Annotated in this window: 14 protein-coding genes; 8 read left to right on the top strand and 6 right to left on the bottom strand. The window is 69.4% G+C overall.

The window, feature by feature from the left end; genetic code table 11:
• Positions 1–53: 53 nt before the first annotated feature.
• Complete coding sequence (locus A9977_RS27710; protein ID WP_183028028.1) at positions 54–728, top strand: TetR/AcrR family transcriptional regulator; 675 nt, start codon at positions 54–56, stop codon at positions 726–728.
• Positions 729–731: 3 nt separating this feature from the next.
• Here A9977_RS27710 and A9977_RS27705 read toward each other — a convergent pair whose 3' ends face one another.
• Genes A9977_RS27705 through A9977_RS27695 form a run of 3 tightly spaced genes read right to left on the bottom strand, consistent with a single transcriptional unit; the run spans position 732 to position 3425 of the window.
• Complete coding sequence (locus A9977_RS27705; protein WP_183028027.1) at positions 732–1661, bottom strand: alpha/beta hydrolase; 930 nt, start codon at positions 1659–1661, stop codon at positions 732–734.
• 37 nt (positions 1662–1698) lie between these two features.
• Positions 1699–2901, bottom strand: coding sequence for a formate-dependent phosphoribosylglycinamide formyltransferase (gene purT / locus A9977_RS27700; RefSeq protein WP_183028026.1), 1203 nt, complete (start codon positions 2899–2901; stop codon positions 1699–1701).
• A 53-nt stretch (positions 2902–2954) separates the two neighbouring features.
• Positions 2955–3425 (bottom strand): hypothetical protein, encoded by a 471-nt coding sequence (locus A9977_RS27695; RefSeq protein WP_183028025.1) that lies wholly within the window; start codon positions 3423–3425, stop codon positions 2955–2957.
• A 153-nt stretch (positions 3426–3578) separates the two neighbouring features.
• Here A9977_RS27695 and A9977_RS27690 point away from each other — a divergent pair, with 153 nt between their 5' ends.
• The 7 genes from A9977_RS27690 to A9977_RS27660 all read left to right on the top strand — a co-directional run bounded on the left by A9977_RS27690 (position 3579) and on the right by A9977_RS27660 (position 10218).
• Positions 3579–4427, top strand: a complete 849-nt coding sequence (locus A9977_RS27690) for a 3-hydroxybutyryl-CoA dehydrogenase (RefSeq protein ID WP_183028024.1) — start codon at positions 3579–3581, stop codon at positions 4425–4427.
• Between the two features lie 144 nt (positions 4428–4571).
• Positions 4572–5387 (top strand): crotonase/enoyl-CoA hydratase family protein, encoded by an 816-nt coding sequence (locus A9977_RS27685; RefSeq protein ID WP_183028023.1) that lies wholly within the window; start codon positions 4572–4574, stop codon positions 5385–5387.
• Between the two features lie 68 nt (positions 5388–5455).
• Positions 5456–6778: a serine hydrolase gene (locus A9977_RS27680; protein ID WP_183028022.1), complete on the top strand. Its 1323-nt coding sequence runs from the start codon at positions 5456–5458 to the stop codon at positions 6776–6778.
• A gap of 129 nt (positions 6779–6907) precedes the next feature.
• On the top strand, positions 6908–7357 hold the full coding sequence (locus A9977_RS27675) for a MarR family winged helix-turn-helix transcriptional regulator (RefSeq protein ID WP_183028021.1): 450 nt from the start codon (positions 6908–6910) through the stop codon (positions 7355–7357).
• 74 nt (positions 7358–7431) lie between these two features.
• The gene (locus A9977_RS27670; protein WP_183028020.1) at positions 7432–7857 is read left to right on the top strand and encodes an organic hydroperoxide resistance protein; all 426 of its coding nucleotides are present in this window, start codon (positions 7432–7434) and stop codon (positions 7855–7857) included.
• A 173-nt stretch (positions 7858–8030) separates the two neighbouring features.
• Complete coding sequence (locus tag A9977_RS27665; protein WP_183028019.1) at positions 8031–9128, top strand: DUF2855 family protein; 1098 nt, start codon at positions 8031–8033, stop codon at positions 9126–9128.
• Positions 9129–9183: 55 nt separating this feature from the next.
• On the top strand, positions 9184–10218 hold the full coding sequence (locus A9977_RS27660) for a serine/threonine protein kinase (protein ID WP_183028018.1): 1035 nt from the start codon (positions 9184–9186) through the stop codon (positions 10216–10218).
• A 7-nt stretch (positions 10219–10225) separates the two neighbouring features.
• On the opposite strand, the gene hpaH is transcribed toward A9977_RS27660, so the two are convergent.
• From hpaH to A9977_RS27645, 3 genes are read right to left on the bottom strand one after another with little or no spacing between them, the layout of a single operon-like run.
• A complete protein-coding gene (hpaH, locus tag A9977_RS27655; protein ID WP_183028017.1) occupies positions 10226–11038 on the bottom strand; it encodes a 2-oxo-hept-4-ene-1,7-dioate hydratase in 813 nt (270 codons plus the stop codon).
• Positions 11035–11910 (bottom strand): fumarylacetoacetate hydrolase family protein, encoded by an 876-nt coding sequence (locus tag A9977_RS27650; protein ID WP_183028016.1) that lies wholly within the window; start codon positions 11908–11910, stop codon positions 11035–11037. The genes hpaH and A9977_RS27650 overlap by 4 nt, the downstream gene beginning before the upstream one ends.
• A complete protein-coding gene (locus A9977_RS27645; RefSeq protein WP_183028015.1) occupies positions 11907–12794 on the bottom strand; it encodes an amidohydrolase in 888 nt (295 codons plus the stop codon). Before A9977_RS27645 ends, A9977_RS27650 begins: the two co-directional genes overlap by 4 nt.
• Positions 12795–12822: the final 28 nt, after the last annotated feature.

Genomic DNA, 12822 nt, shown 5'->3' with positions numbered 1-12822 from the left:
AGGCGTCAAGCGGGCAGACCCGCTGCGCGCTTGGCCCACAATCCCCTGCATCCATGGCTCCCACGTCCAAAGTCAAAACCCCGCCGAAGCCGCCGCGCTGGAACAACGCGCTGGCCGGCACGCCCGACCCGCGCGAGATCCGCAAGCGCGCGCTGATCGCCGCCGCCGGCCGCACCTTCGGCGTCAAGGGCTTCCACAACACCACGCTGGACGACATCGCGAACGCGCTGGCCGTGACCAAGCCCGCGCTCTACCGCTACGTCAAGAACAAGCACGAGATCCTCTACGAGTGCCATCGGCTGGCCATCGGCATGGCCGAGGAGGCGCTGGCCGAAGCCGAGGCCGGGCAGCCCGCGGCGCTCGAGGCGCTGCGCGACTTCGTCGAGCGCTACATCCGCAAGATGACCAGCGAACTCGGCACCTGCGTGGTGCTGACCGAGTACTACTCGATGACCGCGCAGCACCACGCACTGATCCAGCAGCGCCGCCGCGTGGTCGACACGCAGCTGCGCGCGCTGGTCACGCGCTGCATCGACGAAGGCGCGATCGCGCCCTGCGACCCTAAGCTCGCGGTGTTCTTCTTCATGGGGGCGATCAACAACATCAACCGCTGGTTCACCGAGAAGGGCGAGACCCGCGGCGACGCGATCGCCGCGGCCTTCGCGGACCATGTGATCCACGGGCTGCGCCCGGCCGCGAAGGGCCGGCGCGCCAAGGCCGGCAGCTAGCAATCAAGCCTGCAAGGCGCGCCGCAGTTCGGCCGCGCACAGCGCGAGCGCGGTGTTCGCTTCGTCGAGCACCCGGCCCATGGGCAGGAAACCGTGGATCTGGCGCTCGAAACAGACATGGCTGCTGCGGTTGCCGGCCGCGGCCAGCGCATCCGCGTAGTCCAGCCCTTCGTCGCGCAGCGGGTCGTAGCCGGCGGTGAGCACCAGCGCGGGCGGCAGCCTCGACAGGTCGGGGTGCAGCAACGGCGAGGCGCGCCAGTCGAGGTCATGCCGGGCGTCGTCGATGTAGTGGTCGTGGAAGTAGGCCAGCGTGTCGCGCGTGAGCAGGTAGCCCTCGCCGTTGGTGCTGTGCGAGGGCTGGCCGCGCCGCATGTCGGTGGCCGGGTAGATCAGCAGCTGGAAGGCGATCGGCAGGTCGCCCGCATCGCGCGCCGCGATCGCCACCACGGCCGCGAGGTTGCCGCCCGCGCTGTCGCCGCCCACCGCGAGCCGCTGCGCATCGAGGCCCAGCGACGCGGCGTGGGCATGGACCCAGCGCGTGGCGGCGAGCGCGTCGTCGACGGCCGCGGGGAAGCGATGCTCGGGCCCCATGCGGTAGTCGACCGCGAGCACTGCACAGCCCGCGCCGTTGGCCAGGCCGCGGCACAGCACGTCGTGCGTGTCGAGGTCGCCGATGACCCAGCCGCCGCCGTGGAAGTAGACCAGCACCGGCAGCACCGCATCGGCCTTGGCACCCAGCGGGCGGTAGAGCCGCAACGGAATCCCCTCGGCCTGCAGATCGCGGACCTCCGCCACCTCGGGCGCATCGGGCTGGGTGAAGGTGCGACGCTCGCGGTAGGTGGCGCGGGCCTCGGCCGGCGAGAGCGTGTGCGTGGGCGGCACGCCGCGTTCCTTCATCAGATCGAGCAGGGCACGGGCCTGGGGATGCAGCATCGGTCGCTCTCTTCCGGGGGGTGGATGGAGGGGTGGGTCAGGCCTGGCGCGGCTTCACGCGCGAGGCGGCTTCCTTGGCGTTGACGCGTGCGGTGTCGACATCGGCTGCATGCGCGAGCGCCACGCCCATGCGGCGCTTGACGAAGCTCTCGGGCTTGCCGAACAGGCGGATGTCGACGCCATGCACCGACAGCGCATCGGCCACGCCGTCGAACACGATGCCGGTGGCGTCGACGCCGCCGTAGATCACCGCGCTGGCGCCCGCGCTCTTGAGCGTGGTGTCGACCGGCAGGCCCAGGATCGCGCGCGCGTGCAGCTCGAACTCGTTCTGCCACTGGGTGGCCATGGTCACCATGCCGGTGTCGTGCGGACGCGGGCTGACTTCGCTGAACCAGACCTCCTCGCCCTTGACGAAGAGCTCGACGCCGAACAGGCCCTGGCCGCCCAGATCGTCGGTCACGGCGCGCGCGATCTGCTGTGCCTTCTTGAGCGCGACCGGCGACATCGGATGCGGCTGCCAGCTCTCGACATAGTCGCCGCCCACCTGCACATGGCCGATGGGCTCGCAGAAGTGCGTCTGCACCGCCGCCTGGGCGTCGGGCGCGCGCACGGTCAGCAGCGTGATCTCGTAGTCGAAGTCGATGAAGCCCTCGACGATCACGCGGCCGTGGCTCACGCGGCCGCCGGCCATCGCGTAGTCCCAGGCTTTCTGCACGTCGGCGGGCCCGTCGATCTTGCTCTGGCCCTTGCCCGAGCTGCTCATCACGGGCTTGACGATGCAGGGGTAGCCGATGCCGGCATCGATGGCGGCCTGCAGCTCGGCCAGCGAATCGCAGAACTTGTAGGGGCTGGTCGGCACGCCCAGCGTCTCGGCCGCCAGGCGACGGATGCCTTCGCGGTCCATCGTGAGCCGCGCGGCGCGCGCGGTCGGGATCACGCGCACCACGCCCGCGGCTTCGAGCTCCTGCAGCATCGGCGTGGCGATGGCCTCGATCTCGGGCACCACCAGGTGCGGGCGCTCGGCCTCGATCAGCGCCTTGAGCTGGGCCGGATCGCTCATCGTGATGGTGCGCGCATGGTGCGCCACCTGCTGGCCCGGCGCGTTCTCGTAGCGGTCGACCGCGATGGTCTCGACGCCCAGGCGCTGCAGCGCGATCAGCACCTCCTTGCCGAGCTCGCCGGAGCCGAGCAGCATCACGCGGGTGGCCGAGGGGGACAGGGGGGTGCCGAGGGTGGTCATGGTGCAAACGATGAGAGGGTGTCGAGGGTTGCCATCGTAGCGCTGTGCCTGCCTCAGCGCGGCGCTGGCCGCGGCGCGCCGCGCACGACGAATCGGCCCCGGAAACCGAAGGGGCGATGCACGCCGGCAGGCTCCCCGACGAAGGGCAACCGCCAGGCGGGAACGGCGAGCAGTTGCACGCTCCAGGGCGTGCCGCCCATGAAGTGGAACGCCAGCGTGTCCGGCGGCTGGATCCGCAATGCGCGGAAGTTTCCGGTGGCATAGGCGCTGCCGATGCGCGCCGAGTCCAGCCGCAACGTGCCCGCGGGGTTTAGCAGATGGATGCTCAGCATGTCCTCGAACGGCACGTCGTCGGTGAGGAACAGCAGCCAGCCCGCATCGCACCGGAGCGCGGCTTCCAGCACCACGCCGGACAGGCACAGCCCGGTGGCGCGCCCGTCGATGCGCAGTTCACAGCGCGGCGGCTGGTCGCTTTGCGCGGGTGTGGCGGGCAGGATCGAGATCTGGTCGCTGAGGTGGAGCATGGGGCGAGGGGTGCGGACGTCGTGCCCGCCGACGACAATGTATCCCTGCAACCGGGTGCCCTCCAGGCCATGGCACGAACGCGACCGCCGACAGCGTGCCGCCTCGTTAGCATTCCACCCATCCTCTTTCTGCTTTTTTTTTGGAGTTCTCGCATGCGCATTCAAACCGTCGGCATCATCGGCGCCGGAACCATGGGCAACGGCATCGCACAGGCGTGCGCCGTCGCAGGCGTCAAGGTCGTGATGGTCGACATCTCGCAGGCCGCGGTCGACAAGGGCCTGGCCACCGTGGGCGGCAGCCTGGACCGCCTGATCAAGAAGGAAAAGCTCACGGCCGAGCAGAAGACCGCCGCGCTGGCGCTGATCCAGGGCTCGACGAACTACGAGGACCTCAAGGGCGCGCAGCTGGTGATCGAGGCCGCCACCGAGAACCACGCGCTCAAGCTCAAGATCCTGGGCCAGGTCGATGCGCTGCTGGCGCCCGAGGTGATCATCGCGACCAACACCTCGTCGATCTCGATCACCAAGCTGGCGGCCGCTACCTCGCGCGCCGACCGCTTCATCGGCATGCACTTCTTCAACCCGGTGCCGATGATGGCGCTGGTCGAACTGATCCGCGGCTACCTCACCAGCGACGCCACGCACGACGCAGTCAAGGAGCTGGCGGTGCGCCTGGGCAAGTCGCCCATCACGGTGAAGAACGCACCGGGCTTCGTGGTCAACCGCATCCTGGTGCCGATGATCAACGAGGCCTTCTTCGTGCTGTCCGAAGGCATCGCGACCGCCGAGGACATCGACGCCGGCATGAAGCTGGGCACCAACCAGCCGATCGGCCCGCTGGCCCTGGCCGACATGATCGGCCTGGACGTGTGTCTGGCCGTAATGGAGGTCTACCTCGAGGAGTACGGCGACTCGAAGTACCGCCCCTGCCCGCTGTTGAAGGAAATGGTCGCTGCCGGCCAACTCGGCCGCAAGACCGGCCAAGGCGTCTACACCTACTGACCCCCGAGGGGCTGGCCCGCTTCGTGTGGCGGCGCCCTTCCCCCTTCCAGGGGGCCACACCGGCGGCCCGGCAAGCCGGTTCCGCGGTGTTCTGCGATAAGAGAAGATAGAGCGCAGGAAGAACAAAAAGACAGGAGACAAGAGATGATCGCCACCGGCACCACCCCGCCGCCCGAGGGATGCATCGACACGCAGGTCCTCGACCATGTGCTGTTGATCGGCATCAACCGCCCGGCCAAGCGCAACGGCTGGACGCCGCGCATGTTCCGCGAACTGGCCGAGGCCTACACCCGGCTCGACGACGACCCCACGCTGCGCGTCGGCGTGCTGCATGCGTTCGGCGATCACTTCACGGCCGGGCTCGATTTGCCGGCCTTTTCCGAATTCATGCAGCGCGGCGAGAAGGTCGTGCCCAAGGGCATGGTCGAGCCGCACGACTTCGGGCTCGAGGGTTATCGCCGGCGCACCAAGCCGATGGTGGTGGCGGTCAAGGGCATCTGCTTCACCGTGGGCATCGAGCTCATGCTGGGCGCCGACATCGTGATCGCCGCCGACAACTGCCGCTTCTCGCAGCTCGAAGTACAGCGCGGCATCATGGCCACGGGCGGCGCGACGCTGCGCATGGCCGAGCGCGCGGGGCTGGGCAACGCGATGCTGCACCTGCTCACGGCCGACGAGTTCGGCAGCGCCGAAGCCCTGCGGCTGAATTTCGTGCAGCGCGTGATGCCGGCCGGCGAGGAGCTGGGCGAGGCGCTGCGCATCGCGCAACGGATCGCGGCCCAGGCACCGCAGGCGGTGATCGCCACGCGGCTCAACGTGCTCAAGGCCGTCGAGCAGGGGCCGATGGCCGCGGTGGCCGAGTTCATCGACACGCAGAAGCGCCTGGCCAGCAGCGAGGACGCCGCCGAGGGCGTGCGCGCCTTCATCGAGCGCCGACCGGCCCGCTTCACCGGCCGCTGAGACACCCGGGCGACGGCATCCGCACCGCTCGCCCCACCCGCAGGTTTTTCAACAGAGGAGACCCCCCCATGCCTGTTCCATCCCTCCTGCGCCGCGCGGCATCGCTGGCCGCTGGCACACTGTTCGCGATGAACATCGCCAGTGCACAGACGCCGCCGCCCAAGCTGCCCGATCCCGCGGCGACCTCGGTCGAGGCGCTGGGCTGGATGCAGGGCTTCCCGCCGCCGCCCGACAAGCTCATCGTCTTCGAGAACGGCGTGGGCGGTGTCTTCCCCCGCAACCGCTGGACCTTCTCCCATGTGCGCGAGACGGTGCCGACGTCCAACGTGTGGCGTGGCAGCGGCGCGGGGTCGCCCCTGCCTGCGGCGCCGCGCGACCTCGATGGCATCAGCTTCCAGGCGATCGGCGGCGAGACGATGAACTTCGGCCAGATGGTGACGCGCACCTACACCGACGGCATCCTGGTGCTGCACCGCGGCCAGGTGGTCTATGAGAAGTACTTCGGCGCGCTCACGCCCGAACGGCCGCACCTGGCGATGTCGGTGACCAAATCCTTCGTCGGCACGCTGGCCGCGATCCTGGCGGCCGAGGGCCGGCTCGACACGAACGCCCCGGTCACGAAATACATCCCCGAACTCAAGGACAGCGCCTACGGCGACGCCACCGTGCGCCAGGTGATGGACATGACCATCGGCGTGAAGTACTCCGAGAACTACGCCGATCCCAAGGCCGAGATCTGGGACTACGCACGCGCCGGCGGCATGCTCGTGCAAGGGCCCGGCTATGCCGGTCCGAAGACCTTCTACGATTTCCTCAAGACCCTGCAGAAGGAAGGCGCGCACGGCGAAGCCTTCGCCTACAAGACGGTCAACGCCGAGGTGCTGGCCTGGATCCTGCGGCGCGCAGCGAACCAGTCGCTGGCCGAGCTGATGAGCGAGAAGATCTGGCGCCGCATCGGCGCCGAGCAGGACGCCTATTTCATGGTCGACCGCATCGGCACCGAGTCGGGCGGCGGCGGGCTCAACACCACGCTGCGCGACCTGGCCCGCTTCGGCGAGACGATGCGCAACGGCGGCCGGGCCAACGGGCAGCAGGTGATTCCCGCGGCCGCGGTGGCCGACATCACGCGCGGCGCGAGCAAGGCCGACTTCGCCAAGGCCGGCTATGCGCTGCTGCCGGGCTGGTCGTACCGCGACATGTGGTGGATCACGCACAACGAGCACCAGGCCTACATGGCGCGCGGCATCCACGGCCAGAGCATCTACGTCGACCCGAAGGCCGAGATGGTGATCGTGCGCTACGCCGCGCACCCGATTGCTGCCAACGCCGGCAACGACCCGCTGACGCTGCCGGCCTTCCATGCGGTGGCCAAGGCCTTGATGGGGAACTGAGTTCGCCTGCAGCGCCACCCCGGAAAGAGGTGGCGCTGCATGACGGCGCCATGACGCCGTCGCTTCGACCCTGACGGCATCCCGGCAATTACTTTGCACACAATTTAATTGTTCGCTATAGTTCAGCCCATGCGCTTCGCCCCCACCCTCGACGACATGCTCAAGCTGGACAACCAGCTGTGCTTCGCCGTGTACTCCACCTCGCTGGCGATGACGCGGCTCTACAAGCCGATGCTCGAGAAGCTGCAGCTCACCTACCCGCAGTACCTGGTGATGCTCGCACTGTGGGAGCGCGACGGCGAGATGGTGTCCGAGCTCGGCGAACGCCTGTCGCTCGATTCGGGCACGCTCACGCCCTTGCTCAAGCGCCTCGAGGCCAACGGCTACCTGACGCGGATGCGCGACGCGGCCGACGAGCGCCGCGTGCGCATCACCCTCACCGCCGCCGGCCGCCGGCTCAAGGCCCGCGCCGCCGATGTGCCGGCCTGCCTGATGGCCGCGGCCCAGTGCTCGGTGCCCGAACTCATCGCGCTGACGCAGCAGATCCAGACCCTGCGCGACCGCATCAAGGCCGCCTGACGGCACACACCCGATCCATCCCACCGCTTCTTCTTTCGGAAGCATTTTTCCCACCTCCTCTTCAAGGAACGACCATGACCACGAAACTCGACAAGGTTCTCTACACCGCCGAAGCCCACACCACCGGCGGCCGCGATGGCGCAGGCAAGAGCAGCGACGGCGCGATCGACGTGCAGCTGAGCTCGCCCGGTTCGGGCAAGCCGGGCACCAACCCCGAGCAGCTGTTCGCGGTCGGCTATGCCGCCTGCTTCATCGGCGCGATGAAGGCCGTGGGCCCGAAGATCGGCGTCAAGGTGCCGGAAGACGTCGCCATCGACTCCAAGGTCTCGCTCGGCCCGACGAATGGCGGCGCGGCCTACGGCATCGCCGTGCAACTCGCCATCACGCTGCCCGGCCTGGACGCCGAAACGAAGCAGAAGCTGGTCGACACCGCCCACCAGGTCTGCCCGTACTCGAACGCCACCCGCGGCAACATCGACGTGACGCTGACGATCGCCTGATCCCGCGTCCCCGCAGCACGACAAGGCGCCCCGGCCACCCGCCGGGGCGCTTTTTTTCATGGCGACGCTTGTCTCGCGCGTGACGAGCGTGCACCGGGCGCGATGGCCGTTTTCATCCGGCGCGGCTAAGGTGGCTGCCGGCCCCCCCATTCACGCCCCGTGGAGACCGCCCCATGCACACCACCACCCGCTTCCAGGTCCGCAAGGACCAGCTCGCCACCACGCGCCTGCAGACCGTCGACGACCCGCCCCTGGCCGACGGCCAGGTGCGCATGCGCATCGACCGCTTCGCGCTGACTGCCAACAACATCACCTACGCCGCCTTCGGCGATGCGATGCACTACTGGCAGTTCTTCCCGACCGGGGCCGAGGGTTGGGGCCACATCCCGGTGTGGGGCTTCGCCAGCGTGGTGCAGTCGCTGCACCCCGGCGTGGCGGTGGGCGAGCGGCTCTACGGCTACTGGCCGATGGCGTCGGGCGCGGTGCTGAGTCCCGACCGGCTTTCACCCGCGCGTTTCACCGACGCGGCGCCGCACCGCGCCGAGTTGCCGGCCGTCTACAACCAGTACTTCCGCTGCGATACCGATCCGCTCTACACCGCGGACACCGAGGACCTGCAGTCGCTGCTTCGGCCGCTGTTCATCACCTCGTGGCTGATCGACGACTTCATGGCCGACAACGACTTCTTCGGCGCCCGCACCCTGCTGCTGTCCAGCGCCTCGAGCAAGACCGCCTACGGCACGGCCTTCCAATTGCACCAGCGCCAGGGCATCGAGGTGGTCGGCCTCACCTCGGCCGCCAACGTGGCTTTCTGCGAGAGCCTGGGCTGCTACCACCGCGTCGTGACCTACGACGCGCTCGATGCCATCGCGGCCGACACGCCCTGCGTCTACATCGACTTCGCCGGCAACGGCGGGCTGCGCACGGCCATTCACACCCGCTTCACCGATCTGCGCTACAGCAGCTCGATCGGCGGCACCCATGTGGCGCAGCTCTCGGCCAAGGGCGCGGGCAAGGACCTGCCCGGCCCGCGCGTCACGCTGTTCTTCGCGCCCTCGCAGATCCAGAAGCGCAGCGCCGAATGGGGCGCCGACGCATTCGGCCGTCGCATGGTGGCCGCCTGGCACGACTTTCTCACCACCGTGGCCGACGCGCGCCAGCCCTGGCTGCGCGCCGAACACCACGAGGGCGGCGAGGCGGTGCAGGCCGCCTACGTGCAGGTGCTGGCGGGCCGCGGCGACCCGCGCACCGGCCATATCCTTTCGCTTTGAGCGCGACCGGGCGGCCTGCGACCGCCCCGGCGGTCGGTGTGGCGACAATGGCCGCATGACCTCTTCCAGTGCGCCCGCCAATACCCATCCCTACGAGAGCCTCACGCCCGACGTGGTGCTCGACGCGCTGGCCACGCTCGACCTGCACGGCGACGGGCGGCTGACCGCCCTCAACTCCTACGAAAACCGCGTCTACCAGGTGTTCCTCGACCAGCCGGCCGACCATGCGTCGGTGGTCGTCAAGTTCTACCGGCCCGAACGCTGGACCACGGCCGAGATCCTCGAGGAACATGCTTTCGCGCTCGAACTCGCCGCGGCCGACGTGCCGGCCGTGCCACCGATCGAGGTGCACGGCCGCACCTTGCACCACCACGACGGCTTCGCCTTCAGCGTGAGCCCCTACCGCGGCGGCCGTTCGCCCGAGCTCGACGACTTCGAGGTGCTCGAATGGGTGGGCCGTTTCCTGGCGCGCATCCACACCATCGGCGCGGCCCGACCCTTCGTCGCGCGTCCGGCGCTCGACCTGCAGACCTTCGGCACCGCCTCGCGCGACTGGCTGCTGGGCCACGACAAGGTGCCGCTCGACGTACAGCGCGCCTGGGAGACCGCCTGCAACGCCGCGCTCGACCGCATCGCCGCCACCGCGCTCTCGCCCACCTCGACCGACGCCCAGCTGCGCAAGCTGCGGCTGCACGGCGACGTGCACCCGGGCAACATCCTCTGGACCCCGACCGACCGCCCGAACGGCGGCCCGCACTTCGTCGACCTCGACGACGCCCGCAGCGGCTTCGCGGTGCAGGACCTGTGGATGCTGCTGTCGGGCGACCGCGCGCAACGCACCGGCCAGCTGAGCGGCCTGCTCGACGGCTACGAGCAGTTCCGCTCCTTCGACCGCCGCGAGCTCGCGCTGATCGAGCCGCTGCGCACCTTGCGACTGATCCACTACAGCGCCTGGCTGGCGCGGCGCTGGGAAGACCCGATCTTCCCGATCAACTTCCCGTGGTTCGGCACCAGCGACTACTGGAAGGGGCAGATCCAGATGCTGCAGGACCAGTGCGAGTCGATGGACGAGGAGCCGCTCTACGCCTGAGGCCGGCTCAGCCGAAGTGGCAGGACACCGTGCCGAACTCGCCGAAGTCGGCCACCACGGTGTCGCCCTTGCCGACCTCGATCGGCCGGATGAAGGAGCCCGCGAGGATCACCTGCCCCGGTTGCAGCGTGACGCCGAAGCGGTGCAGCCGGTTGGCCAGCCACGCCACGCCGTAGCCCGGGTGGTTGAGCACGCCCGCGGCCAGGCCGGTCTCCTCGACCTCGCCGTTGCGGCTCACGATGGCGCCGATGCGCCGCATGTCGGCATCGACCAGCGCCGGCTTGAAGGGCCGGCCGCCCAGCACCAGCGCGGCGTTGGCCGCGTTGTCGGAGATGGTGTCGAACACGTTGCGCATGCGCTTCGTCTCGGGGTCGACGCGCTGGATGCGGGCGTCGAGGATCTCCAGCGCGGGCGTGACGTAGGCGGTGGCGTCGAGCACGTCGAACAGCGTGCAGTCGGGGCCCGACAGTGGCCGCGCCAGCACGAAGGCCAGCTCGGCCTCGATCTTCAGTTGCAGGAAGCGCTCCGACGGAATGACCGCGCCGTCGCGGTAGAACATGTCGTCGAGCAGCGTGCCGTAGTCGGGCTCGCCGATGTTCACCGCGCGCTGCATGGCCTTGGAGGTCAGGCCGATCTTGTGGCCCTTGACCGTGCGGCCCTTGCGCAGCTTGAGCTGCATCCAGACATGCTGGATCGCGTAGGCATCGTCGATCGTCATGTCCGGGTGGTCGAGCGAGAACTGGCGGCAGGCGACACGCGTGCGCTCGGCTTCCTCCAGGCGCTCGGCGGCCTGGGCGAGGGTGTTCTGGTCCAGGCTCATACGGCCACCTCTTCGGCCCTGACCACGTTGCGCAGCACGCCCACGCCGCTGACCTCGACCTCGACCACGTCGCCCGGCTGCAGGAACTTCGGCGGATCGAAGCGGATGCCCGCGCCGATCGGCGTGCCGGTGGCGATGATGTCGCCCGGCTCCAGCGTGGTGAAGGTCGAGAGGTAGCCCACGAGGTAGGCGAAGTCGAACATCAGGTTCGCGGTCGTGTCGTCCTGGCGCGGCTCGCCGTTGACGCGCGTCTGCACGCGCAGCGCGCCGTAGCCCTGCGGGAACTCGTCGGCCGTGACGATCCACGGGCCGATGGCGCCCGAGGCGTTCCAGTTCTTGCCCTGCGTCACGTTGAACTTGGCGTGGTGCACCCAGTCGCGGACCGTGCCTTCGTTCATGCAGGTCAGGCCCGCGATGCAGGCCAGCGCGTCCTCGCCCTTAACCCGGCGCGCGCGGCGGCCGATGACGATGGCGATCTCGCCTTCGTAGTCGAGCTGCGTCGATTCGAGGGGCTGCCGCAGCGGCTCGCCATGGCCCACGAAGGACTCGGCCACGCGCATGAAGATGCTCGGGTACTTGGGCAGCTCGCTGCCGTCCTTGTACTCGGCGTTGCGGTGCGCGTAGTTCACGCCGATGCAGAACACGCGGCGCGGTTGCGCGATGGGCAGGTCGACGCGGACATCGGCCAGCGCATGGTCGGGCGAAGCACCGGTTGCAGCCTCGCGGGCCTGCGCGAGCGCGGCCTCGCCGCCCTCGAGCAGGGCCGCGACGGAGGCGAAGACCGGCAGGCGGCGGCCGAGGTCGACGACGCCGTCGCCGATGACGCAGCCCCAGTGCGAGGCTCCGCCGTGAAGGTAGCTGATGAGTTTCATGCGGTCTCGAATCCGAAGAAGCGGGCGGGGTTGTCGACGAGGATCTTCTGCCGCGTGGCGGCATCGGGGGCGAATCGGTAGAGCAGTTCGAGCAGCGCGCCCTCGTTGGGCGGCTGCTTGACCGACACCGGGTGCGGCCAGTCGCTGCCCCAGACGCAACGATCGGGCGCGGCCGCGATCAGGCGCTGCGCGAGCGGCACCACGTCGTCCCAGGGGGCGCCGGTGCGCGAGAGCTTCTCGGACAGCGACAGCATCACCCAGAAGTTGCCACGCTGCAGCAGTTCGAGCATGCGCACCAGGCTGGCGTCGGCCTCGCCGCGCGAGGGATCGGCGCGGCCCATGTGGTCGAGCAGCACCGGCACCTCGAGCGATTCGAAGGCGACCAGTTGCTCGGCGATGCCGGTGGGCTCGGGCTGCACCTTGACGTACCAGCCCAGCTCCTTGACGCGGGCGAAGGCACGCTCCTGCTCGGCCGCGCTGAAGCGGATGCCCAGGCCGCCGCGCGTGAAGCGCGCGCCGCGCACGCCGGCATCGTGCAGCTTCTGGAGGTACGCATCGTCGCGCTCGGTCAGCACCGCGGCGTTGGCGCAGGCCATGTAGCGGCGCGGGCCGCCGGCGTTGAGGCCTGCGAGCGCATCCAGCACCACCGTGTGGTCGGCGCCGTAGGTGGTGGCCTGGACGATCACGCCGCGTTCGATGCCCAGCGTGGCATGCAGCCGCTGCGCGACCTGCCAGGTGGCGCTGGGCATCTCGTAGGCGGCGTCGGGCCGCACCGGGTACTGCGCGCGCGGGCCGAACACATGGAATTGGCTGTCGCAGGCCAGCGCGGGCGGCAGCGGCACCGGCGCGCGCGGATGGGGGTCGAAGGGAAGGTAGTCGGGCATGGGGTCGTGGGCGATGAGAGGTGGAAGA

Source organism: Variovorax sp. UMC13 (assembly GCF_014170375.1).
Lineage (GTDB): Bacteria > Pseudomonadota > Gammaproteobacteria > Burkholderiales > Burkholderiaceae_C > Variovorax.
This window is presented reverse-complemented; position numbering and strand designations above follow the sequence as displayed.